Origin of the sequence: Phytopseudomonas seleniipraecipitans, from assembly GCF_900102335.1 — a bacterium.
Lineage (GTDB): Bacteria > Pseudomonadota > Gammaproteobacteria > Pseudomonadales > Pseudomonadaceae > Aquipseudomonas > Aquipseudomonas seleniipraecipitans.
Genome location: NZ_FNBM01000001.1, coordinates 999,456 through 1,021,635 on the forward strand (window position 1 = coordinate 999,456; position 22,180 = coordinate 1,021,635).

Here is a 22,180-nt window from a genome sequence, read left to right on the forward strand (position 1 = left end):
TCTGCCGCGAGGTTGTTATGGAACACGATGATTCTCAAGAGGCCGACCTCGAGTCGACTCTGAAAAGCAATGCCCGTCAACTGGTAAGCAGCCTTGAACAAGGCAACTTTGGCGAAGCGGTACAGCTGATCAATGAACTGAACAAGGCACGCGACCGGGGTCTTTACCACGAAGTCGGCAAGCTCACACGTGAGCTGCACAACGCCATCGTCAATTTTCAGCTGGATCCGCGAGTACCTCATGCCAAGGAAGTCTCACAGATTTCCGATGCCACCGAACGCCTCAACTACGTCGTGACCATGACCGAGCGTGCGGCCAATCGCACCATGGATCTGGTCGAGCAGAGTGCGCCACTGGTCAATGATCTGAGCAGCGAAGCCGATGCCCTGAGCGAGGATTGGGGCAAGTTCATGCGCCGAGAAATGGGCGCTGAAGCATTCCGCGAGTTGGCCAAACGCATCGAGTTGTTTCTGGCGCGTAGCCAGCGCGACAGCAGCAAATTGTCCGGGCACCTCAACGACATCATGCTCGCGCAGGATTACCAGGACCTCACCGGACAAGTGATCAAGCGGGTGACGCAGCTGGTTACCGAGGTCGAGAGCAATTTGCTGAAACTGATGCTGATGGCCAGTCAGGTCGATCGCTTCGCCGGTATCGACCACGACCATACCGAGCTGCGCGCCGAGCAAAACAAACAAAAACCTGCGTCGCATGGTGAAGGTCCGCAGATTCATGCCGATAAGCGTGATGATGTCGCATCGAACCAGGACGACGTCGACGATTTGCTGTCCAGTCTGGGATTTTAGGAGCACGTCATATGAGCTTCGGCGCCGATGAAGAAATCCTCCAGGATTTCCTGGTAGAGGCCGGCGAGATTCTTGAGCAGTTGTCTGAGCAGTTGGTGGAGCTGGAAAGCCGCCCTGACGACATGAACCTGCTCAATGCAATTTTTCGGGGATTTCACACGGTAAAAGGCGGGGCCGGTTTTCTGCAGCTCAACGAGCTGGTGGAGTGCTGCCACATTGCCGAGAACGTGTTCGACATCCTGCGCAAGGGTGAGCGTCGCGTCGACTCTGAATTGATGGATGTGGTGCTCGAAGCGCTGGATGCGGTCAACGGCATGTTTACCGAAGTGCGCGAGCGCACCACGCCGACGCCTGCTTCTCCGCAACTGCTGGCCGCACTGGCACGCCTTGCAGAGCCTGCCGGCGCCCAGCCGGTTACCGCCGTGCAGCCTGCTGCTGCCGCGGCAGCACCGGTCGCGGCCGACACTTCCGCGCACATCACAGACAGCGAATTCGAGCAGTTGCTTGACGCGCTGGGCGATAAACCGCAACCGCAGGCAAGTACCTCGGATGATGAAATCAGCGACGACGAATTCGAGTCACTGCTTGATCAGCTGCATGGCAAAGGCCAGTTCGCGGCACCGGCAGTTGCCGCCGCCGAGGCGCCTTTAGCTGCCGCTGTCGCGCCTGGCGCCAACGGCGATGAAATCACCGACGACGAATTCGAGGCACTGCTCGACCAGTTGCATGGCAAGGGGCAGTTCGTTGCTCCCGCCGTGGAAGCACCTGCAGCGGCAACGCCTGTTGTGCCCGCCAGCTCTGCTGCGCAAGGCGACGACATCAGCGATGATGAGTTCGAAGCGCTGCTGGACCAACTGCACGGCAAAGGCAAGTTTGTCGAGCCTGAGGCCATCGCGCCTTTGGCAGTAGCTCCGGCCGCCGCTGCCCCGGTCGCCAAACCTGCGGCACCCGCTCCAGCGGCGGCCCGGACTGCTCCCGCTGCTGCCGTCAAAGCTGAACCAGCCAAGCCCGCCGCGGCTGCGGCGCCCGCCAACGAGGCGGAAACTACCGTACGGGTCGACACTGCACGCCTCGACGAAATCATGAACATGGTTGGCGAGCTGGTGTTGGTGCGTAACCGTCTGGTGCGCCTGGGGCTCAATAGCGAAGACGAGGCCATGGCCAAGGCCGTGTCCAACCTCGACGTGGTTACCGCCGATCTGCAGACATCGGTCATGAAGACCCGTATGCAGCCGATCAAAAAGGTCTTCGGGCGCTTCCCGCGTCTGGTACGTGACCTGGCCCGTCAGCTGAAGAAAGAAATCAATCTGGAGCTGGTCGGCGAAGAAACCGACCTCGACAAGAACCTTGTCGAGGCACTGGCCGACCCGCTGGTTCACTTGGTGCGCAACGCCGTCGATCACGGCGTAGAAGGTCCTGACGAGCGCGAAGCTGCCGGCAAGTCACGCACCGGCCGAGTCGTGCTGTCGGCCGAGCAGGAGGGCGATCACATCCTGCTGATGATTACCGATGACGGCAAAGGCATGGACGCTGAGGTCCTGCGTAGCAAAGCCGTGGAAAAAGGCTTGCTGGACAAGGACGCAGCCGACCGCCTGACTGATCTGGAGTGCTACAACCTGATCTTCGCACCGGGTTTCTCGACCAAAACCGAGATTTCCGACGTGTCCGGCCGTGGCGTCGGCATGGACGTGGTGAAGACCAAGATTTCCCAGCTCAACGGCACGGTCAACGTGTTCTCGCAGAAGGGCCAAGGCTCGAAGATCGTCATCAAGGTACCGCTGACGCTGGCGATCATGCCGACGCTGATGGTGATGCTCGGCAACCAGGCATTCGCCTTCCCGCTGGTCAACGTCAACGAGATCTTCCACCTCGACCTGTCGCGTACCAACGTGGTCGACGGCCAGGAAGTGGTGATCGTCCGAGACAAAGCGCTGCCGCTGTTCTATCTCAAACGCTGGCTGGTGCGCAGCGCTGCCCACGAAGAGCAGGGCGAGGGCCACGTGGTGATCCTCACCGTCGGCAACCAGCGTATCGGTTTTGTCGTCGATCAATTGGTTGGCCAGGAAGAGGTGGTCATCAAGCCGCTGGGCAAGATGCTGCAAGGCACGCCCGGTATGTCCGGTGCGACCATCACCGGCGACGGCCGCATCGCGCTGATTCTCGACGTGCCGAGCATGCTCAAGCGCTACGCACGGCGTATCTGATCGTCCGCGGCGCGGCCTCTGTCGCGCCGCTTAGGAGTGTTTATGGTTGTCAAGGTACTGGTGGTCGACGACTCCGGCTTCTTCCGTCGCCGGGTTTCGGAGATCCTCTCGTCCGACCCCAACATCACCGTGGTCGGTACGGCTACCAACGGCCGCGAAGCCATCGATCAGGCGCTGGCGCTCAAGCCGGACGTGATCACCATGGACTACGAAATGCCGTTGATGGACGGCATCACCGCAGTGCGCAGCATCATGCAGCGCTGCCCGACGCCGGTACTGATGTTCTCTTCGCTGACCCACGAAGGCGCCCGAGTGACCCTCGATGCGCTGGACGCCGGTGCGGTGGATTTCCTGCCGAAGAATTTCGAGGACATCTCGCGCAACCCTGAGAAGGTCAAACAGCTGTTGTGCGAGAAGGTGCACAGCATTTCGCGCAGTAACCGCCGGGGGATCGGCGCGGCGTCCCTGACGCCGCCTGCCGGCGGTAGCCTGAGCCGACCTGCGAGAGTGCCGACTACGCCAGCGCCAGCTACCCGACCGCAGCCAAGCGTAAGCCCGCCGCCGGTCGAGCGTCACTCGTCTGCCAGCAGCGCTGCGCCCAAGCGCAAGGCCTATAAGTTGGTCGCGATCGGCACATCGACTGGCGGCCCGGTTGCCCTGCAGCGGGTGCTCACCCAGCTGCCAGCGAACTTCCCGACCCCGATCGTGTTGATTCAGCACATGCCTGCGGCCTTCACCAAGGCCTTCGCCGAGCGGCTCGACAAGCTTTGCAAGATCAACGTCAAGGAAGCGGAAGACGGCGATATCCTGCGCCCCGGCCTGGCCATTCTCGCTCCGGGTGGCAAGCAGATGATGATCGACGGGCGCGGTACCATCCGCATCCTGCCCGGTGATGAGCGCCTGAACTACAAGCCTTGCGTGGATATCACCTTCGGTTCTGCATCCAAGTCTTACAACGACAAGGTGCTGGCTGTGGTGCTTACCGGCATGGGCGCCGATGGCCGTGAAGGCGCGCGTCTGCTCAAGCAGGGTGGCAGCCAGGTGTGGGCGCAGGACGAAGCTAGCTGCGTGATTTATGGCATGCCCATGGCGATCGTCAAAGCCAACCTCGCCGATGCGATCTACCCGCTGGATGATATCGGCCGGCATCTGGTCGAGGCCTGTATCTGATGGATGTGCTGAGCCTGATCGGTGTCATCCTGGCATTCGTCGCCATTCTCGGCGGCAATTACCTGGAAGGCGGTCATGTTTCGGCCCTGCTCAACGGCCCGGCGGCGCTGATCGTGATCGGTGGCACGCTGGGCGCGGCGTTTTTGCAGACGCCTGTCGCGGTGTTCAAGCGTGCCATGAATATCCTGCGGTGGATTTTCTTTCCCCCGCAGATCGACCTGCCCGGCGGCATCGACCGCGTGGTGAGTTGGAGCATGACCGCGCGCAAGGAGGGGCTGCTGGGGCTCGAGGCTGTGGCTGACGGCGAAGCCGATCCTTATGCGCGCAAAGGCCTGCAGTTGCTAGTAGATGGCGCCGAGCCGGAAGCCATTCGCAGCATTCTCGAGGTGGACCTCTATACCCAGGAAAGCCGCGACATCCAGGCTGCCAAGTTCTTCGAGTGCATGGGCGGCTACGCACCCACCATCGGCATCATCGGCGCGGTAATGGGGCTGATCCATGTGATGGGTAATCTGGCCGACCCGAGCCTGCTCGGTGGCGGCATCGCCGTCGCGTTCGTCGCCACCATTTACGGTGTGGCGTTCGCCAACCTGATGCTATTGCCCGTAGGCGCCAAGCTCAAGTCGGTGGCCCTGCGTCAGTCGGCTTATCGCGAGATGCTCCTGGAGGGGATTCTGTCCATCGGCGAGGGTGAAAACCCGCGTTCCATCGAGTTGAAGCTGCAAGGCTTCATGAACTGACCATGGCTCGTCGACGCCGCCACGAAGAGCACGAAAACCACGAACGTTGGCTGGTGTCCTACGCGGACTTCATCACGCTGCTGTTCGCGTTTTTTGTGGTCATGTACTCGATTTCCTCGATCAACGAAGGCAAGTACAAGATATTGTCGGAAACGCTGACCGGCGTATTCAGTCAGCCAGAGCGTTCCATCAAACCCATTCCGGTGGGTGACGAACGGCCGCGCACCACCGAGCCGGATAACTCCATGGTCGATGAGGCGTCGACGGAGCAGATTGCTGCCTCGACCCTGCAGAACATCGCCAATAGCATTCGTGACGCCTTTGGTGGTTTGTTGCAAAGCGATCAGCTGAAGGTGCGTGGCAACGAGCTGTGGATCGAGATCGAGTTGAGTTCCGGTCTGCTGTTCCCCAGTGGTGATGCACTGCCCAACGACATGGCGTTTGAAATCATCGAGAAGATTGCCAAGATTCTGGCGCCTTACGGGAATCCTGTTCACGTAGAGGGCTTCACTGATAACCAGCCGATCAGAACCGCACAGTTCCCCACCAACTGGGAATTGTCGGCAGCGCGTGCCGCGAGCATCGTGCGCATGCTGGCCATGGATGGTGTCGATCCGTCGCGGATGGCTGCCGTGGGTTACGGTGAGTTTCAGCCAGTGGCCGATAATGCGACTGCCGAAGGCAGGGCGCGTAACCGTCGAGTGGTACTGGTGGTTTCGCGTAATCTCGATGTGCGGCGCAGTGTCAGCGGAACGGGCAGCGCCAACGCTCAACCCGATGCGGCTCTGCTACGCGCTGGCACGCAACCTGCTACACCGCCTGTAGTGCAGGCTCCAGCTACTGGCGCCGTCAATTCCCCGTCGCCTGCCCAATGAAGCGGGCGCTCAGTCTCGGTCGGGCTCAGCCCGCTCCGAGAGGATGAAGAGTATGAGAGTTTGGGCTGTATCCAACCAGAAAGGCGGCGTGGGTAAAACCACTTCAACCATCGCGCTCGCCGGTCTGCTGGCCGATGCCGGTAAACGGGTGGTGGTGGTCGATCTTGATCCGCATGGCTCGATGACCAGCTATTTCGGTCATGATCCCGATACCCTCGAAAACAGCATCTTTGATCTGTTTCAACATCAGGGCAGCGTGCCCCAGGGCTTGCCCGCGCAATTACTGTTGCCGACCAGCCATGAGCGAATTTCCTTGCTGCCGTCGAGCACTGCGTTGGCCACGCTTGAGCGGCAATCACCCGGGCAGAGCGGCCTGGGGCTGGTAGTTGCCAAAAGTCTCGCGCAGTTATGGCAGGATTTCGACCATGCGGTGATCGACAGTCCGCCACTGCTCGGCGTACTGATGGTGAATGCGCTGGCGGCCAGTCAACAATTGGTGATCCCGGTGCAGACCGAGTTTCTTGCCGTTAAGGGCCTGGAGCGTATGGTCAGCACGTTGGCAATGATCAATCGTTCGCGCAAGCAGGCCTTGCCTTACACCATCGTGCCGACCTTGTTCGATCGCCGTACCCAGGCCTCGATGTCCACGTTGCGTTTGCTCAAGAACAGCTTCCCGGAGCACCTGTGGCAGGCCTACATTCCGGTCGACACCCGCCTGCGTGACGCCAGTCGGGCAGGGCTGACGCCTTCGCAGTTCGATGGCAACAGCCGCGGCACCATCGCCTATCGCGCGCTGCTCAAACATTTACTGGCGCAGCAGCCTGCATCGCAAGTGGCCTGATCGATGAATGCCGCTTATTCTTCGCAAACTGGCTCAAGTCTGCCGCCCCTGCGGCCGATAGCTCATACAGGTTTCCATTGCGGGTTGTATCCATGAGTCGTTCCACTGCCACCGCCACGCGGCCCCAACTGGCACTGCAGTCCTATCTTGATGGGTTGCTGCAGGATGCTGCGGTCGAGCTCGAGCAAGAGTTGGCCGACAGCGGTCTCGACGACTTCGAGGCGGCCGTGCTCGAGGAGCAGATCCGTGATGCACAGGTAGCGCCGCGCGCCGAGGCCCCGCCGCTGGCTTTGGTTCAGCCTGTTGAAGAGGTCATTGTCGCGCCGGTTGCTGAGGCACCGCCTGCCGTTGTCGTCGCGCCTATAGCCATGCCGCCATTGGTCGAGCCGCTTGCCGACGTGCATCGCCCGACACCACAACTCGCTGCCGTGCTGGCGGACGGTCGCCCTGACTGGGCAGAAGAGCCTTTCGAATGCCTGCTGTTCGATGTCGCCGGGCTGACGCTTGCCGTGCCGCTGGTATGTCTGGGCTCGATCTATCCGCTGGCCGGGCAGGACCTGACACCTTTGTTTGGCCAGCCAGACTGGTTTCTCGGCATACTGCCGTCGCAGTCGGGCAACCTTAAGGTGCTCGACACGGCGCGCTGGGTCATGCCGGATCGCTACCGGGACGATTTCCGCCAGGGGCTGCAGTACGTGATTTCCGTCCAGGGTTACGAGTGGGGGCTGGCGGTTCATCAGGTCAGCCGTTCGATCCGGCTCAACCCCGACGAAATCAAGTGGCGCAGCCAGCGTGCCCAACGGCCTTGGCTGGCGGGTACCGTGATCGAACATATGTGTGCATTGCTGGATGTCGCCGCACTGGCTGAGTTGATCGCCAGCGGCGCGACCAAGCGGATGCATAACGGGCAGATACACTAATTACTGGACGCGCGTGCAGCGGCACGTGCAGCCGATGAATAGCGGGACTCCCGCACACCGCTATGCGGTCAATGACGAGGCTAGGCCATGAAGAAAAGCTCTGCACAAGGCGCTGAAGATCCGATCCTGCAATGGGTCACGTTCCGTCTGGACAACGAGTCCTACGGCATCAACGTGATGCAGGTTCAGGAAGTATTGCGCTACACGGAAATTGCCCCGGTGCCGGGCGCGCCGAGCTACGTGCTGGGTATCATCAACCTGCGCGGCAACGTGGTCACCGTAATCGACACGCGCCAGCGCTTTGGCCTGGACTCTGCCGAAGTGACCGATAACACGCGTATCGTCATCATCGAGGCAGACAAGCAAGTAGTCGGCATCATGGTCGACAGCGTCGCCGAGGTGGTTTACCTGCGTCAGTCCGAAGTAGAGACCGCGCCGAACGTCGGTAACGACGAGTCTGCCAAGTTCATTCAAGGCGTCTGCAACAAGAACGGCGAGCTGCTGATTCTGGTCGAGCTGGACAAGATGATGACCGAGGAGGAGTGGTCGGAGCTGGAGAGCATCTGAGGTGCTCGAAGCCGTACTGATCGTTCTTGCTCTGGTCTGTGCCGGGCTGGTGGGTACCTGCGTCTGGCTTGCAGGGCGCCTGCGCCTGGCCAGCCAGTTGCAGGCTGAGCGTGATGCTCAGCGTGACCTACGCATCCGTGAGCTCGGCAAACGCCTGGACACCTACCTGACCGGCAGCATACGCATGGGTGAAGAGCTCCACGAGCTTCGTCGCACCGTTGCACCACTGCCGGACAAGCTTACCCAGATCGAACAGCGCGATCCCACCAGCCTGTCGTTTACCCAGGCTGCTCGTTTGGTCGGCATGGGCGCGAGCGCTGATGATCTGACCCATTCCTGTGGTCTCAGCAAGGCCGAAGCTGAGCTGGTCGCCAAGCTGCACCAGTCCCGCAGGTCCTAGGCAATACGTCCCTGATCTCAATCCCGGGTATCGCTGCGCTCAACCCAGGCTACGCCGGATAGGTGTTTGCTGACGTAGGAGTAACGCCTTCACGTGTAAAGCGTCGCCCTTGGCGCGAACGATTGTGGCTGTACCGCAATTTTTCGTCGGCCAGACGATTCGCCGCGGGGGCGCGGCTCCTACAGGGTTTACTCAACGGACACTGGCGTAACCCAGCGTCGAGCCTGGTAGCCTGGGTTGAGCGAAGCGATACCCCGGTTCGATGCGGTCCCAAGAGGCTACCGGCCACTACCCGAGCGATCCGGCCCATCGAGCAACAGCGGACCATCCTTTGGCTTGCCGCGTGGATCGAATCCCGGCGGGTATTTGCCCTTGAGGTACCAGGCAAACGCAATGATTTCCGCGATGCAGCGGTACAGCTGCTCGGGGATCGCTTCGCCCAATTCCAGGCGCGCGAGCAAACGCACCAGCTCGGCATTCTCGTAGATCGGTACATCATGCGCACGCGCGATGGCCAGTATCGCTTCAGCCAGTTCGTCGTCGCCTTTGGCGCTGAGGTTGGGGGCGTTCTGGCCATCGTAGGTGAGGGCGATAGCCTGGCGTGGGCCTTTTCTGCTCATGCGGTTTCGTCGACCCAGCGCTGTTCCAATGAAGTTTTCGGGCCTTGCGGCGGCGTCCCCTGGCTGCAGGCCAGGTCGCCGACAGTAAGGCCCGCCGCCACCAGGCGTTCACGCAAGTTGCCCAGTTCGCGGTCGATCATCCCGGCAGTGCTGGCACGTTCCGCCCATAGCTGGCTGGACAGGCTGCCGTGGGCCAGCTGCGCTTGCACCTGCAGCGGCCCGAGGGGATCGAGATCGAATGCCAGGTCGATACGCCAGAGCGTTTCCTTGGGATCCTGTTTGCCGGATGGCGCCGGCTCTTCGTGCTGAATCTTCACCTGCAGGGGCACCAGCTCATGCTGATTGCGCATCGGCACTTCGATCTGCCACGTGGTGACCAGTGCGCCGTCCGGCCCGGTCTGGCTTTGCGCCAGGCTGGATAGCTGGTGGGTTTGCAGGCGCGAGATCGCGGCAGCGGCCAGCTTGAGCAGCGCTTCCAGATCATCTTCCCCGTCCATGGCTTGCAGCATGCGGCTGGGCAGCGGAAAGCCCATCGCCTGCTGGCGACCGCTGCTCTGGCCGATATTGCCGAGAATGTTGCGGGCGAAGGCCGGCAGCGCCTGGGTCATCGCGTTGGCACTTGCCGCCGCTAGCGGTGCGGAGCCGGGCAGCAATGGCAGCAGCTGGCTGACCAGGCGCAGCAGGTTGGCTTTCATGTCGGTGCTCAAGGCGCCGGGTTGGCCTGCCAGCAGTTTGCTTTCCAGAAACAGACCGCTATTTTCCAGTGCCTGCATCAGGCCCTTGCCGCTGCTCATCTGCTCACCACTCGGCAAGGCGCCCAGCAACTTGTCGATGCTGCCACGCAGCCCATCCGGCATAGCCGCCTGATTGCCCAGGCCCTTCAACGCGGACAGCAAACCTTCCAGTGAGCCCTGGCGGCTTTGCTGATTACCCAGTTGTTGAAGCAACGCCAGTTGGTCGAGTCGCCCGCTGAGGGGCAGAAAAGCCAGCGACTGATCACCTTGTACGCGAGCGCTGAGCAGACTGCCCAGCGGCAGGTCGATAGGCGTTTCAAGGCTTAGCTTGCTGCCCGCCAGCGCGGTGTTGAGCAGGTTCACCACTACCTTGTAGACGGTTTGCCCGGCTTGAGTGGGCAGGGCTTCGCGGGAGACGACCTTGCCCTGCAGCAGCGTGCCGACGGGTAACTGCTCGAGGTCGATGCTGGTCAGTGGTTTGCCGCCGGCCAGCACTGCCAGAGCCAGGCGTGTGTCGGAAAGCGCCGTGACTGCCAGCGCGGTGCCCTGCGCGACAGGTTGCGGGCTGCTCGCCTGCAACGTCGCCTGGCGGCCATTATCCAGTGTCACCCGCAACATCAGCTGAAAAGCCTGCGCGCCTTCCTTGAGGCCAACCACTTCTGCCTTGGCTGTTTCACCGCTGGCCATCAGGCCATCAAGAGGTTGCAGCAGCTTCACCGCCAGGTCAGCGGCGTTAGCCAGCGGCCTGCTGGCCGGCGGTGGCGGTGCGATAGGGCGCGAACCACTGATCTCGGTCATTAACTCTCATACTCTCTAGCCAAAGCTCACTGCGAGTGAACGGGTTGGGCATGTATAATTCCGGCCACTTCTTACGTCCGCCCATTATAGCGGCCGTAATCGTCTCGACTTGAACCAGGTGCCCGCGTTGTGAGCAGTCCCTTTCTCGAAGCCACGGCACTTTCCTGCGAACGGGATTGGCGCCTGCTGTTCGAGAATCTTGATATCCGCGTGGATACCGGGCAAATGCTTCAAGTCTCCGGCCCCAATGGCAGCGGCAAGACCAGCCTGCTACGCGTTCTCGCCGGATTGAGACAGCCCACCTCCGGGCAAATTCGCCTCAAGGGCCAGCCGCTCAGCGGTCGCAATGGCGATCTGGCCAGTCATCTGCTGTGGATCGGCCATGCCGCCGGCATCAAAGGGCTATTGAGCGCCGAAGAAAACCTAGCCTGGCTGTGTGCCTTGCATCAGCCAGCAAGCCGGGCGCAGATCTGGAAAGCCCTGGAGGCAGTCGGCTTACGCGGTTTCGAAGACGTACCTTGCCACACCTTGTCGGCCGGCCAACAGCGCCGCGTAGCGCTGGCTCGGCTGTACCTGGACAGCCCGCCGCTGTGGATTCTCGATGAGCCCTTTACCGCCCTCGACAAACAGGCCGTGAGCCAGCTGGAAGCGCATCTCGCTGGGCATTGTCAGCAGGGCGGCCTGGTGGTTTTGACCACCCACCACACACTGAGCAGTCTGCCGGCTGCGTACCGTGATCTTGATCTGGGACAGCATGCCGCATGAGTCGCGTGTTTATGCTGCTGGCCGTGCGCGAGGCGCGTCTGCTGTGTCGGCGCCCTGCAGAACTGGCCAACCCATTGGTGTTTTTCGCTATCGTCATCGCTCTGTTTCCGCTGGCCGTCGGGCCACAAACGCAGCTGCTGCAAAGCCTCTCGCCCGGCCTAGTGTGGGTGGCGGCCTTGCTGGCGGTGTTGCTATCGCTCGATGGCCTGTTTCGCAGCGATTTCGAAGACGGCTCTCTAGAACAATGGGTGTTGTCGTCGCACCCTTTGCCGCTGCTGGTGCTGGCCAAAGTCAGCGCGCACTGGCTGTTCTCCGGGCTGGCTCTGGTGCTGCTGTCGCCCTTGCTGGCGTTGATGCTCGGCTTGCCGGGCCGCTGCCTGCCCGTGCTGCTCGCGTCCTTGCTGCTCGGCACGCCCGTTCTCAGCCTGCTTGGTGCTATTGGTGCCGCCCTTACCGTGGGGCTCAAGCGTGGCGGGCTGCTGCTGGCGTTACTTATATTGCCGTTGTACATCCCAGTGCTGATTCTCGGCAGCGGGGCCTTGCAGGCGAGTCTGCAGGGGCTGCCAGTGGCTGGCCATTTGTTGTGGCTGGCCAGCCTTGCCGCACTGGCCGTGACCCTGACGCCATTCGCCATTGCCGCCGGCCTGACCATCAGTGTCGGCGAATGATCCAACCGTGCTACCGAGGATGGCCGCGTGCTTTGGCGCTGGCCCCTACCTCGGAGAATGATGAGTGACCTGATGAATTGGATGTGGTTTCACAAGCTGGGCTCGCCCAAATGGTTCTACGAAATCAGTGGCCGCTGGCTGCCCGGGTTGGCAATCGCCGCTGCGCTGCTGCTGCTCGTAGGGATGGTGTGGGGGTTGGCGTTCGCGCCGCCTGACTACCAGCAAGGCAACAGTTTCCGGATCATCTACATCCACGTGCCGGCGGCTTTCCTGGCGCAGTCGGTGTACGTGATGCTCGCCGTGGCGGGGGTGGTCGGCCTGGTGTGGAAGATGAAACTCGCTGATGTCGCCCTGCAACAAGCAGCGCCCGTCGGCGCCTGGATGACTGCCATCGCGCTAATCACCGGAGCGATCTGGGGCAAACCGACCTGGGGTACCTACTGGATCTGGGATGCGCGGCTGACCTCGATGCTGATCCTGCTGTTCCTGTATTTCGGCATCATCGCCCTCGGCCAGGCAATCAGCAATCGCGACAGTGCTGCCAAGGCCTGCGCGGTGCTGGCCGTGGTTGGGGTGATCAATATCCCGATCATCAAGTACTCGGTGGAGTGGTGGAACACCTTGCATCAGCCGGCCACCTTCAGCGTCATCGAAAAACCGACGATGCCCATGCAGATGTGGTTGCCGCTGCTGATCATGGTGCTGGGCTTCTACTGCTTCTTCGCCGCCGTGCTGTTGATGCGCATGCGCCTCGAAGTGTTGCGCCGTGAAGCGCGCAGCAGTTGGGTGAAGGCCGAGATCCGTGCGCAGCTGGAGGGTAGGCCATGAGCTTCGCGTCATTCGGCGACTTTCTCGCCATGGGCAGTCATGGGGCTTATGTCTGGTCGGCCTACGGCATCTGCCTGGTCATACTGGTGCTCAACGTGATGTTGCCGCTGCACGCGCGGCGCCGCTATCTGCAGGATGAGGCGCGTCGTCTGCGCCGGGAGGAGTCACGTTGAACGCTGTTCGCAAGAAGCGCCTGTTTATCGTCCTGGCGATCGTCGCTGGTGTCGGTATCGCCGTGGCGTTGGCCCTGAGCGCGCTCCAGCAGAACATCAACCTGTTCTACACGCCCACCCAGATCGCCAACGGTGAAGCACCGCTGGATACCCGCATTCGCGCCGGCGGTATGGTGGAAAAAGGTTCGGTGAAACGCTCCAGTGATTCGCTGCAGACCGACTTTGTAGTCACCGACTACGTAGCGCGGGTGACCATTCGTTTCCACGGCATCCTGCCGGATCTGTTCCGCGAAGGTCAGGGCATTGTTGCCATGGGCAAGATCGACGACAGCGGCATTTTGCTTGCCGACGAAGTGCTGGCCAAACACGATGAGAACTACATGCCGCCCGAGGTCAAGCAGGCTTTGGAGCAGAGTGGCATGAGCAAGCAATACGAGAAAGCCGGGGAGGCCGCGCGATGATTCCCGAACTCGGCCATCTGGCGATGATTCTGGCGCTGTGCCTGGCCCTGGTGCAGTCCTCGCTGCCGATGGTCGGCGCATGGCGTGGCGACCGGCAATGGATGAGCCTGGCGCAGCCGGCCGCCTGGGGGCAGTTCGCCTTCCTGACGTTGTCTTTCGCCTGCCTTACTTATTCCTTTATGGCCGATGATTTTTCTGTGGCCTACGTGGCGCAGAACTCCAACAGCGCGCTGCCCTGGTACTACAAATTCAGCGCCGTGTGGGGCGCCCATGAGGGTTCGCTGCTGCTCTGGGCGCTGATTCTTGGCGGTTGGACCTTCGCCGTGGCGATCTTTTCCCGGCAGTTGCCCGAAGAGATGCTTGCACGTGTTTTGGGCGTCATGGGCTTCATCAGCGTCGGCTTCCTGCTGTTTCTGATCGTCACCTCGAACCCGTTTACCCGCCTGTTGCCGAACGTGCCGGCCGACGGCCGCGACCTCAACCCGCTGTTGCAGGATTTCGGCCTGATCATCCACCCGCCGATGCTGTACATGGGCTACGTGGGCTTCTCGGTGGCCTTCGCCTTCGCCATCGCCGCGTTGCTCGGCGGCAAGCTGGACGCTGCCTGGGCGCGCTGGTCGCGGCCCTGGACGATCGTCGCCTGGGCCTTTCTCGGCATCGGCATCGCCCTGGGCTCCTGGTGGGCTTACTACGAGCTGGGCTGGGGCGGCTGGTGGTTCTGGGACCCGGTCGAGAACGCCTCGTTTATGCCCTGGCTGGTGGGCACTGCGCTGATCCACTCGCTGGCTGTGACCGAAAAACGCGGTGTGTTCAAGAGCTGGACGGTGCTGCTCGCCATCGCTGCGTTTTCGCTGAGCTTGCTGGGCACCTTCCTGGTTCGTTCCGGTGTGCTGACCTCGGTGCACGCGTTCGCCAGTGACCCCGAGCGAGGCGTGTTCATTCTTGCGTTTCTGCTGCTGGTGGTTGGCGGCTCGCTGACCCTGTTCGCCCTGCGCGCGCCCGTGGTGCGCAGCCAGGTGGGCTTCAGCCTCTGGTCGCGGGAAACCCTGCTGCTGACCAACAACCTGATTCTGGTGGTGGCCGCCTCGATGATCCTGCTCGGCACCCTTTATCCGCTGGTGCTGGATGCCCTGAGTGGCGCCAAGCTGTCGGTCGGCCCGCCATATTTCAATGCGTTGTTCGTCCCGCTGATGGGCTTGCTGATGGCGGTGCTCGCGGTCGGCGTGCTGGTGCGCTGGAAAGATACACCGCTGCGCTGGCTGCTCGGCATGCTCGCACCGGTGCTGGTCGCCAGCATGGTGCTGGCGTTGCTGGCCAGCTGGGCGTGGGGCGATTTTCATTGGGCGGTGCTTGGCGTCTGCCTGCTGGCCGCTTGGGTGGTTCTCGCCGGGCTGCGCGACCTCCAGGACAAGACCCGTCACAAAGGCCTGCTCAAGGGCATGGCCAGCCTTGGCCGCAGCTACTGGGGGATGCAACTGGCGCACCTGGGCCTGGCAGTCTGTGCATTGGGGGTGATCCTCACCAGCCTGGGCAGCTTCGAGCGCGATATGCGCATGGCGCCGGGTGATGCGGTGGAGCTGGGCGGCTATCGGTTCGTGTTCGAAGGCGCAGCGCACCATGAAGGGCCGAACTTCATTTCTGATCGCGGCACCGTACGCGTGTTCGAAGGCGAGCAGCAGATTGCCGTGCTGCACCCGGAAAAGCGCTTGTATACCGTGCAGCAATCGGTGATGACCGAAGCGGGTATCGACGCCGGCCTGACCCGCGACCTGTTCGTTGCCCTTGGCGAGCCGTTGGAGCAGGGCGCCTGGGCCGTGCGTGTGCATATCAAGCCGTTCGTGCGCTGGATCTGGCTGGGTGCGCTGATGATGGGCTTTGGCGGTTTTCTCGCGGCCGCCGATAAACGCTACCGAATGAAGGTCAAGACCCGCGTGCGTGACGCACTGGGCAAGGAGGCGCGCACATGAGACGGCTGATTCTATTGCTGCCCCTGGTGATCTTTCTAGGTGTCGCGGTGTTCCTGTACCGCGGTCTGTTTCTCGACCCCGCCGAACTGCCTTCTGCGCTGATCGATAAACCCTTCCCGGCATTTTCGTTGCCAGCAGTGGAGGGCGATCAACTGATCACCCAGGAAGATCTGCTCGGCAAACCCTCGCTGGTCAACGTCTGGGCCACCTGGTGCGTGGCCTGCAAGGTGGAACATCCGGTGCTCAATAAGCTGGCGGCGGTGGGCGTGAACATTCACGGCGTCAACTACAAGGACGACAACGCTGCCGCGCAGAAATGGCTGAGCGATTTTCACGACCCTTATCAGCTCAACATCAGCGACCCCAAGGGCACGCTGGGCCTTGATCTGGGCGTGTACGGCGCACCCGAGACCTTCTTCGTCGATGCCAAGGGCATCATCCGCCACAAGTTCGTCGGCGTGATCGACGAGGCCATCTGGCGGGAGAAGCTTGCGCCGCTTTATCAGCAAATGGTCGACGAGGCGGGGCAATGAAGCGTCTGTTGATTGGGCTGAGCCTGCTGTTGGCGCTGGTCGGCGTGGCCCATGCAGCCATCGATACCTATGAATTCGCCAGCGAGGCCGAGCGCGCTCGCTACCGGCAGCTCATAGAGGAACTGCGCTGCCCGAAATGCCAGAACCAGAACATCGCCGACTCTGATGCGCCGATTGCCATGGACCTGCGCGCCGAGATCTACCGCAAGCTCGAGGCGGGTGACAGCAACGCGCAGATCATCGATTACCTGGTCGCCCGTTATGGCGATTTCGTGCTCTACAAACCGCCTGTTACCCGCCGCACTCTGTTGCTCTGGTATGGCCCGGCAGCGCTTCTGGCCGGTGGTTTCATGCTGGTTGGGGTGATTGTTCTACGCCGTCGCAAGGCTGGCGTCGAGGTCTCCACCGGCCTGTCGAACGATGAACAGCAACGTCTGGCGCAACTGCTTGAGCAGGCGTCTCTGGATAAAAAAGACCCATGATCGAATTCTGGTTGTCCGCCGGCCTGCTGTGTCTGGTCGCCGTAGGTTTTCTGCTGATCCCGCTGTTGCGCGGGCGCAAGCTTCAGGCAGAGGAAGATCGCACCGCCCTGAACGTCACTCTTTACCAGGAACGCCTGCGCGAGCTCGATTTACAGCACCAGGCAGGCACTCTGGATGACGCGAGGTTGCAGACAGCGCGTGACGAAGCCGCACGCGAGCTGCTCGCCGATACCGAGGGCAGCGGCGAGGCAAAGCCTGCCGGGCGGCTGGGCCGTAAGGTGCCGATGGTCATGGTGTTGTCGATTCCGCTGCTGGGCATTTTGCTTTATACGCAGTTTGGCGCGATCGACGAGGTGCAGCGTGCCCGTACTTTCGTGGGCGAGCCGCGCAGCATCGAGGAAATGACCGCGCGCCTCGAGCAGGCAGTGCAAAGCAATCCGGAGTCTCCGGAGGGTTGGTACTTCCTGGGCCGTAGCTACATGGCGCAAGAGCGCCCGGTCGAGGCGGCGCGCGCGTTCGAGCAGGCGGTGGAGGTGGCGGGGCGTGAACCCGAGTTGCTCGGGCAGTGGGCCCAGGCGCTGTATTTTGCTGGCGGCAAACAATGGACAGAGCAGCTGGACGCGCTGACCGGCGAAGCGCTGCAGGCCGACCCGGAGGAGGTCACCAGTCTCGGGCTGCTCGGTATCGCCGCCTACGAGGAGCAGCGTTTCCAGGACGCCATCGGTTATTGGGAGCGTCTCGTCGCCGTGCTGCCAGAGGGCGATCCGTCCCGCCAGGCGATTGCTGGCGGTATCGCTCGGGCCCGCCAGGAAATCGACCCGCAGGCTGGCGGCGCAGCTGCTGCGCAAACGCCTGAGATCGGCAGCCTGCAGGTACGTGTTGAGCTGGCCGACTCGCTGCGTGACAAGGTGCAGCCGGGCGACACGGTGTTCGTCTTTGCCCGGGCCGCGTCGGGGCCGCCGATGCCGCTGGCGGTCAAGCGCCTTACGGTTGCCGATCTGCCTACGCAGGTCAGCCTCTCGGACAGCGATGCGATGATGCCGGAACTGAAACTTTCCGCATTCGACCAGGTTCAACTGGTGGCGCGCATTTCGCGCGCCGGCGATGCGAAAAGCGGCGAGTGGATCGGCCAGGGTGAACCCTTGGCGAACACCACCCAAGCTGTGCAACGCCTGATCATCGATAGCGCTGACGGCAAACAACCATGAAGAAACTGATGTCGGCTGCCCTGGCGGCCACCCTGTTGAGCCTCGCCGGCTGTACCTTGCACAGCCCGGCACCAAGCACCGATGGCCCTGGGGCACCGGCCGGCTCGCCGCCTGCCAGCAAATCCCACCCGCGTTTCGCGCCGCCGCCTGGCGTTTCCAGCCATTGGGATGGCGGGCTTGGGGTGTACGTCGTCGACTCCGAGCGTGACACCTACTACCGCGAACGCACCTTCTATCGCTGGAATGATGGTTGGAACTGGGCTGGTACCCTGCAAGGTCCCTGGGAGCCCGTCGACAGCAGCGGCGTACCGCCGGCGCTGTATCGCCGCCACGCACAGTAGCGTCGGTCAACCCCGGCAACCTGTAAGAGCGTCGCCCCGGCGCAAACGGTATTGCGGTCGTGTCGCAAGATCAGCGTCGTATCCACAATTCGCCGCGAGGTCGCGGCTCCTACAAGAGAGCTGCGTCCATCCGTAGGCGCGTCGCCCGGGCGCAAACGGTATTGCGGTCGTGTCGCAAGATCGGCGGCGTATTCACCATTCGCCGCGAGGTCGCGGCTCCTACAAGTGAGCTGCGTCCATCCGTAGGCGCGTCGCCCCGGCGCGACGCTATTGCGGTCGTGTCGCAAGATCAGCGTCGTATCCACAATTCGCCGCGAGGTCGCGGCTCCTACAGGTGAGCTGCCTCCATCCGTAGGCGCGTCGCCCCCGGCGCGAAATCGATTGCGGCTGCGCAACGGTATCTGTTCGACGCCGACCATCCGTTGCAAGGCGCGTCCGTTAAAGACTTTCGTAGCCTGGGTTGAGCGAAGCGATACCCAGGAAACCGCCGCCTCTGTCCCAGTCATACCCACCTCGCGGTCTGCCCATTCAACGCGCTGATGATGGATAGGCATCGCCTGCGCCTTCGCTACACTCGGGCTGACTTTCATTGGCCAGCAGGGCAGGTTGCGTATGCACAATCGCATGATGATCACAGGTGCCGGATCCGGCTTGGGGCGTGAAATCGCGCTGCGTTGGGCTCGCGAGGGTTGGCGTCTGGCGTTGTCCGACGTCAACGATGCTGGTCTGGCCGAAACCCTGCGCCTGGTCCGCGAAGTTGGCGGCGACGGCTTCACCATGCGCTGTGATGTGCGCGACTACAGCCAGCTGACGGCATTCGCCCAGGCCTGTGAAGAGAAGCTGGACGGCATCGACATCATCGTCAATAACGCCGGCGTCGCCTCGGGCGGCTTCTTCGCCGAGCTGTCGCTCGAGGACTGGGATTGGCAGCTGGCGATCAACCTCATGGGCGTGGTCAAAGGCTGCAAGGCGTTTCTGCCGATGCTCGAACGCAGCCAGGGCCGCATCGTCAACATTGCGTCGATGGCTGCGTTGATGCAGGGGCCTGGGATGAGCAACTACAACGTCGCCAAGGCCGGTGTGGTGGCATTGTCGGAAAGCCTGCTGGTCGAACTCAAACCGCAGAACATCGGCGTACACGTGGTGTGCCCCTCGTTCTTTCAGACCAACCTGCTCGACTCTTTCCGCGGCCCCACGCCAGCCATGAAAGCCCAGGTCGGCAAGCTGCTGGAGAGCTCGCCGATCAATGCCGAGTTCATTGCCGACTACATATTCAGGGCAGTAGGCGAAGGCCAGTTCATGATTCTGCCCCACGAACAAGGCCGCCAGGCCTGGGCGCTGAAGCAGAAGAACCCGCAGCTGCTGTATGACGAAATGACCCTGATGTGCGAAAAGATGCGCGCCAAGGCCGCAGGGCACCGCGAAGTCTGACCCGCCACTTCCCGAACGAGCGTCGCCCCGGCGCGAAGGCGATGACAGCCACACCAAAAGATCGGCGGCGTATCCAGCATTCGCCGCGGGGGCGCGGCTCCTACACGGAATCAGCGTCCACCCTGCAGGAGCGTCACCTCCGGCGCGAAAGCGATGGCATCCACGCCACAAGATCGGCGGCGTATCCAGCATTCGCCGCGGGGGCGCGGTTCCTACATGGAACCAGCGCTCACCCCGTGGGAGCGTCGCCCCCGGCGCGAATGGTAGCGGCCATACCGCGATGTCAGCGTAGTCATGCGATTTGCCGTACGGGACGCTCCTGAATGATTCCTCTACATGAAGCACAGCCCCCACGCTTGCCCTGCGCCGGGTCTGCCGGTAGGGTTGCCGCCTCGGCTAACCTGGCCACCTGATCAGGATCTTGTGTGAAACCCGTCTCCCGCGCGTTGTTGCTGTTGGCCCTGGTGGCTGCAGCGGTGAACTTGCGCCCCGGCATTACGTCGCTGGCGCCCCTTATCGAGCGTATCGCTCAGGAACTGTCCCTGAGTCGTGGCTTTATCAGTCTTACCACCGCATTGCCGGTACTGTGCATGGGGCTGCTGGCGCCGTTGGCACCGCGCCTGGCTATCAGGTTCGGGTTGGAGCGCACCATTACGCTATGCCTCGGCACCATCGCCTTGGCCTTGGCGCTGCGTCTGATTGGCCACTCCAGCGTGATGCTGATCGGCAGCGCAGTGCTGCTCGGCGCCGCCATTGCGATTGCCGGGCCGCTGCTGTCAGGGTTCATCAAGCGCCATTTCTTCGGACGCATGGGCCAGGTGCTCGCCTGGTATTCGCTGAGCATGGCCATCGGCGGGGCGGTTGGCGTGGTATTCACCATGCCGGTCACTCATCTGTTCGCCGACGACTGGAGCGTTGGCCTGGCCATCTGGGCGCTGCCTGCAGCATTGGCCCTAGCCATCTGGATCGGTCTGCCGAAGCAGCACGCCGAGCCGCTGAGCAGCGAAGACGCATCTGCCGGTCTGCCCTGGCGCGAGCCGCGTGCCTGGTTGATCGCCGGTTATTTTTCGCTGCAGGCTGGGCTGTTCTATGCGATCGCCACCTGGACGGTGGCGCGTTATCAGGAAGCCGGGCTGTCGGCGATGCACAGCAACACGCTGTTCAGTCTCGCCATGCTGATGGGCCTGCCGAGCTCCTTTCTGCTGCCGTGGCTGGTACAGCGCGTCGCCAATCACTATCTGCTCATGGTCGCTTGCGGCTCCATGACGCTGGTCAGCCTGAGTATGATCACCTTCGTACCGACCTTCGTGCCGGAGTTATGGGCACTCACCCTGGGCTTCGGCATGAGTGGCTCATTTGCTCTGTCGCTCCTGCTGCCGATCTACGAAGCGGGTTCGCCGATGGCCGTGAGCCGTTGGACGGCGATGATGCTCGGCCTGGGTTACAGCGTAGCGTGTTTGACGCCGGTGCTTGCTGGCCTGGCTCGGGACATGGCTGGCACCTATCAGGTGCCGTTCATGGTGCTGACGTGCATGGCTGTCGTCATGGTGCTACTGGCCTGGCTAATGCGCAAAGGCCCATCCCGCCGCAATGCCTAAACCGTAGGGTAGGCCGGAGCGCAGCAACGAAACCCATCTATGCGCGCAATGAGAGGCGGTGAGTTTCCCTGAGCCGCCCGGTGTGATAGAAGGCAGCCAGTTTTTTACGGAGTAACCCCGTGGAGTCGGAATCCATCGTCTATGGCTGCATTCGTGACTGGCCATCGGACAGCCTCGCCGAAAGCCGTCTGCGTCGCCTGCTCAATCGGCAGGTGCTCGAAGCGCTGCCAGCAGGCGATGCCTGGCCCTTCCTGGGGCGTGAGATGTTTTCCTGCTGCGAGCAACCGGGTAGTGGCTTGTATCAGACCCAGGTCATCCATTTCGGCGCGAGCTACCAGACCGTCGAATACGAATGGAAGTTGTGGGTCGCCGAATTCGAGGCGCTGCTCAAGCGGCTTTACTGGGCGAGTGCCGTGGTGCACCTCGAAACCGAACTGAACGGCACCCACACCTTTCGTTGGGAGTCGGAATCCGAGAGCGGCCTGCACAGCCCACAAGACGGCGCCTTGCGCGTGCGCTGTGCTTGGGAGCGAGAAGGTGGCTTGCGCGGTTAGCCGTGCGCCGGGTGCAATCCTTGATCTATCTGGCAGGACGAAAATGCTCAATTACTTCTGGTTCTTTCTCGCGGCGGTATTCGAAATTGCCGGCTGCTACGCCTTCTGGGTGTGGCTGCGGATGGGCAAGAGTGCATGGTGGGTGGTGCCTGGCCTTTTCAGCCTGCTGCTATTTGCGCTGCTACTGACCCGCGTCGAAGCCGCTTATGCGGGCCGTGCCTATGCGGCATACGGCGGCATCTACATCGTTACGTCGCTGTTATGGCTTGGCGTCATCGAAAAAGCACGCCCCCTCAGCAGCGACTGGCTTGGCGCAGCGCTCTGCGTGATAGGCGCCTCGATCATCCTGCTCGGCCCACGCTTCTCGCAGCCGTAAGGCGCCCTCGTTGGGGATATCGCCTTGTAGGAGATTCTATGTCAACGACCCTCCTTGCCTGGGGTTGTAATCGACTTGTTTCTGCATGAGTGCAAAGGCGATGCGCGCCAGTTTACGGGC

At 62.1% G+C, this 22,180-nt stretch carries 25 protein-coding genes; 23 read left to right on the forward strand and 2 right to left on the reverse strand.

Annotated elements, in window-relative coordinates; translation table 11 throughout:
• The first annotated feature begins 17 nt into the window (after positions 1-17).
• From BLS60_RS04630 to BLS60_RS04670, 9 genes are all read left to right on the forward strand, one after another.
• Entirely contained in the window at positions 18-806 is a 789-nt protein-coding gene (locus tag BLS60_RS04630) for a protein phosphatase CheZ (protein ID WP_092365145.1), read from the forward strand.
• Between the two features lie 11 nt (positions 807-817).
• Positions 818-3,010, forward strand: coding sequence for a chemotaxis protein CheA (locus BLS60_RS04635; RefSeq protein ID WP_092365148.1), 2,193 nt, complete (start codon positions 818-820; stop codon positions 3,008-3,010).
• Positions 3,011-3,052: 42 nt separating this feature from the next.
• Positions 3,053-4,180 (forward strand): protein-glutamate methylesterase/protein-glutamine glutaminase, encoded by a 1,128-nt coding sequence (locus BLS60_RS04640; RefSeq protein ID WP_070882934.1) that lies wholly within the window; start codon positions 3,053-3,055, stop codon positions 4,178-4,180.
• A complete protein-coding gene (locus BLS60_RS04645) occupies positions 4,180-4,920 on the forward strand; it encodes a flagellar motor protein (RefSeq protein ID WP_070882935.1) in 741 nt (246 codons plus the stop codon). Before BLS60_RS04640 ends, BLS60_RS04645 begins: the two co-directional genes overlap by 1 nt.
• A gap of 2 nt (positions 4,921-4,922) precedes the next feature.
• Positions 4,923-5,795: a flagellar motor protein MotD gene (gene motD / locus BLS60_RS04650; protein WP_092365152.1), complete on the forward strand. Its 873-nt coding sequence runs from the start codon at positions 4,923-4,925 to the stop codon at positions 5,793-5,795.
• 52 nt (positions 5,796-5,847) lie between these two features.
• Complete coding sequence (locus tag BLS60_RS04655) at positions 5,848-6,636, forward strand: ParA family protein (protein WP_070882937.1); 789 nt, start codon at positions 5,848-5,850, stop codon at positions 6,634-6,636.
• A 92-nt stretch (positions 6,637-6,728) separates the two neighbouring features.
• Positions 6,729-7,556: a CheW domain-containing protein gene (locus BLS60_RS04660; protein ID WP_092365155.1), complete on the forward strand. Its 828-nt coding sequence runs from the start codon at positions 6,729-6,731 to the stop codon at positions 7,554-7,556.
• Between the two features lie 87 nt (positions 7,557-7,643).
• Positions 7,644-8,123: a chemotaxis protein CheW gene (locus tag BLS60_RS04665; RefSeq protein WP_070882939.1), complete on the forward strand. Its 480-nt coding sequence runs from the start codon at positions 7,644-7,646 to the stop codon at positions 8,121-8,123.
• A gap of 1 nt (position 8,124) precedes the next feature.
• Positions 8,125-8,523 (forward strand): DUF2802 domain-containing protein, encoded by a 399-nt coding sequence (locus BLS60_RS04670; protein WP_070882940.1) that lies wholly within the window; start codon positions 8,125-8,127, stop codon positions 8,521-8,523.
• 278 nt (positions 8,524-8,801) lie between these two features.
• Here the strand turns inward: BLS60_RS04670 and BLS60_RS04675 are convergent, their stop codons facing one another.
• Both BLS60_RS04675 and fliK read right to left on the reverse strand, forming a co-directional pair.
• Positions 8,802-9,143: an EscU/YscU/HrcU family type III secretion system export apparatus switch protein gene (locus BLS60_RS04675; RefSeq protein WP_092365158.1), complete on the reverse strand. Its 342-nt coding sequence runs from the start codon at positions 9,141-9,143 to the stop codon at positions 8,802-8,804.
• Positions 9,140-10,675 (reverse strand): flagellar hook-length control protein FliK, encoded by a 1,536-nt coding sequence (gene fliK / locus BLS60_RS04680; protein ID WP_092365161.1) that lies wholly within the window; start codon positions 10,673-10,675, stop codon positions 9,140-9,142. Before fliK ends, BLS60_RS04675 begins: the two co-directional genes overlap by 4 nt.
• Positions 10,676-10,804: 129 nt before the next feature.
• On the opposite strand from fliK, the gene ccmA reads away from it, so the two are divergent.
• The 14 genes from ccmA (at position 10,805) to BLS60_RS04750 (ending at position 22,060) form a co-directional block, all read left to right on the forward strand.
• A complete protein-coding gene (gene ccmA / locus BLS60_RS04685) occupies positions 10,805-11,440 on the forward strand; it encodes a cytochrome c biogenesis heme-transporting ATPase CcmA (protein WP_092365164.1) in 636 nt (211 codons plus the stop codon).
• Complete coding sequence (ccmB, locus tag BLS60_RS04690; protein ID WP_070882944.1) at positions 11,437-12,108, forward strand: heme exporter protein CcmB; 672 nt, start codon at positions 11,437-11,439, stop codon at positions 12,106-12,108. The genes ccmA and ccmB overlap by 4 nt, the downstream gene beginning before the upstream one ends.
• 69 nt (positions 12,109-12,177) lie before the next feature.
• Entirely contained in the window at positions 12,178-12,936 is a 759-nt protein-coding gene (locus BLS60_RS04695; RefSeq protein WP_167357645.1) for a heme ABC transporter permease, read from the forward strand.
• The gene (ccmD, locus tag BLS60_RS04700) at positions 12,933-13,109 is read left to right on the forward strand and encodes a heme exporter protein CcmD (RefSeq protein ID WP_092365170.1); all 177 of its coding nucleotides are present in this window, start codon (positions 12,933-12,935) and stop codon (positions 13,107-13,109) included. The genes BLS60_RS04695 and ccmD overlap by 4 nt, the downstream gene beginning before the upstream one ends.
• Complete coding sequence (gene ccmE, locus BLS60_RS04705) at positions 13,106-13,570, forward strand: cytochrome c maturation protein CcmE (protein ID WP_070882947.1); 465 nt, start codon at positions 13,106-13,108, stop codon at positions 13,568-13,570. The genes ccmD and ccmE overlap by 4 nt, the downstream gene beginning before the upstream one ends.
• Positions 13,567-15,537 (forward strand): heme lyase CcmF/NrfE family subunit, encoded by a 1,971-nt coding sequence (locus BLS60_RS04710; RefSeq protein WP_092365173.1) that lies wholly within the window; start codon positions 13,567-13,569, stop codon positions 15,535-15,537. Before ccmE ends, BLS60_RS04710 begins: the two co-directional genes overlap by 4 nt.
• The gene (locus tag BLS60_RS04715) at positions 15,534-16,070 is read left to right on the forward strand and encodes a DsbE family thiol:disulfide interchange protein (protein ID WP_092365176.1); all 537 of its coding nucleotides are present in this window, start codon (positions 15,534-15,536) and stop codon (positions 16,068-16,070) included. Before BLS60_RS04710 ends, BLS60_RS04715 begins: the two co-directional genes overlap by 4 nt.
• The gene (locus BLS60_RS04720) at positions 16,067-16,552 is read left to right on the forward strand and encodes a cytochrome c-type biogenesis protein (protein WP_092365179.1); all 486 of its coding nucleotides are present in this window, start codon (positions 16,067-16,069) and stop codon (positions 16,550-16,552) included. The genes BLS60_RS04715 and BLS60_RS04720 overlap by 4 nt, the downstream gene beginning before the upstream one ends.
• Positions 16,549-17,760, forward strand: coding sequence for a c-type cytochrome biogenesis protein CcmI (gene ccmI, locus BLS60_RS04725; protein WP_092365182.1), 1,212 nt, complete (start codon positions 16,549-16,551; stop codon positions 17,758-17,760). The genes BLS60_RS04720 and ccmI overlap by 4 nt, the downstream gene beginning before the upstream one ends.
• Positions 17,757-18,101 (forward strand): hypothetical protein, encoded by a 345-nt coding sequence (locus BLS60_RS04730; RefSeq protein WP_092365185.1) that lies wholly within the window; start codon positions 17,757-17,759, stop codon positions 18,099-18,101. The genes ccmI and BLS60_RS04730 overlap by 4 nt, the downstream gene beginning before the upstream one ends.
• A 612-nt stretch (positions 18,102-18,713) precedes the next feature.
• Positions 18,714-19,532, forward strand: a complete 819-nt coding sequence (locus tag BLS60_RS04735) for an SDR family oxidoreductase (protein ID WP_092365188.1) — start codon at positions 18,714-18,716, stop codon at positions 19,530-19,532.
• Positions 19,533-19,957: 425 nt separating this feature from the next.
• Positions 19,958-21,130, forward strand: a complete 1,173-nt coding sequence (locus BLS60_RS04740) for an MFS transporter (RefSeq protein ID WP_092365191.1) — start codon at positions 19,958-19,960, stop codon at positions 21,128-21,130.
• A gap of 119 nt (positions 21,131-21,249) precedes the next feature.
• Positions 21,250-21,684, forward strand: coding sequence for a hypothetical protein (locus tag BLS60_RS04745; protein WP_092365194.1), 435 nt, complete (start codon positions 21,250-21,252; stop codon positions 21,682-21,684).
• A 43-nt stretch (positions 21,685-21,727) separates the two neighbouring features.
• Complete coding sequence (locus tag BLS60_RS04750; protein ID WP_092365197.1) at positions 21,728-22,060, forward strand: YnfA family protein; 333 nt, start codon at positions 21,728-21,730, stop codon at positions 22,058-22,060.
• Positions 22,061-22,180 lie beyond the last annotated feature (120 nt).

Coding starts and splice junctions, on each gene's coding strand:
- BLS60_RS04630 (WP_092365145.1), top strand. CDS start 18: ATGGAACACGATGATTCTCAAGAGGCCGACCTCGAGTCGACTCTGAAA.
- BLS60_RS04635 (WP_092365148.1), top strand. CDS start 818: ATGAGCTTCGGCGCCGATGAAGAAATCCTCCAGGATTTCCTGGTAGAG.
- BLS60_RS04640 (WP_070882934.1), top strand. CDS start 3,053: ATGGTTGTCAAGGTACTGGTGGTCGACGACTCCGGCTTCTTCCGTCGC.
- BLS60_RS04645 (WP_070882935.1), top strand. CDS start 4,180: ATGGATGTGCTGAGCCTGATCGGTGTCATCCTGGCATTCGTCGCCATT.
- motD (WP_092365152.1), top strand. CDS start 4,923: ATGGCTCGTCGACGCCGCCACGAAGAGCACGAAAACCACGAACGTTGG.
- BLS60_RS04655 (WP_070882937.1), top strand. CDS start 5,848: ATGAGAGTTTGGGCTGTATCCAACCAGAAAGGCGGCGTGGGTAAAACC.
- BLS60_RS04660 (WP_092365155.1), top strand. CDS start 6,729: ATGAGTCGTTCCACTGCCACCGCCACGCGGCCCCAACTGGCACTGCAG.
- BLS60_RS04665 (WP_070882939.1), top strand. CDS start 7,644: ATGAAGAAAAGCTCTGCACAAGGCGCTGAAGATCCGATCCTGCAATGG.
- BLS60_RS04675 (WP_092365158.1), bottom strand. CDS start 9,143: ATGAGCAGAAAAGGCCCACGCCAGGCTATCGCCCTCACCTACGATGGC.
- fliK (WP_092365161.1), bottom strand. CDS start 10,675: ATGACCGAGATCAGTGGTTCGCGCCCTATCGCACCGCCACCGCCGGCC.
- ccmB (WP_070882944.1), top strand. CDS start 11,437: ATGAGTCGCGTGTTTATGCTGCTGGCCGTGCGCGAGGCGCGTCTGCTG.
- ccmD (WP_092365170.1), top strand. CDS start 12,933: ATGAGCTTCGCGTCATTCGGCGACTTTCTCGCCATGGGCAGTCATGGG.
- BLS60_RS04710 (WP_092365173.1), top strand. CDS start 13,567: ATGATTCCCGAACTCGGCCATCTGGCGATGATTCTGGCGCTGTGCCTG.
- BLS60_RS04715 (WP_092365176.1), top strand. CDS start 15,534: ATGAGACGGCTGATTCTATTGCTGCCCCTGGTGATCTTTCTAGGTGTC.
- BLS60_RS04720 (WP_092365179.1), top strand. CDS start 16,067: ATGAAGCGTCTGTTGATTGGGCTGAGCCTGCTGTTGGCGCTGGTCGGC.
- ccmI (WP_092365182.1), top strand. CDS start 16,549: ATGATCGAATTCTGGTTGTCCGCCGGCCTGCTGTGTCTGGTCGCCGTA.
- BLS60_RS04730 (WP_092365185.1), top strand. CDS start 17,757: ATGAAGAAACTGATGTCGGCTGCCCTGGCGGCCACCCTGTTGAGCCTC.
- BLS60_RS04735 (WP_092365188.1), top strand. CDS start 18,714: ATGCACAATCGCATGATGATCACAGGTGCCGGATCCGGCTTGGGGCGT.
- BLS60_RS04750 (WP_092365197.1), top strand. CDS start 21,728: ATGCTCAATTACTTCTGGTTCTTTCTCGCGGCGGTATTCGAAATTGCC.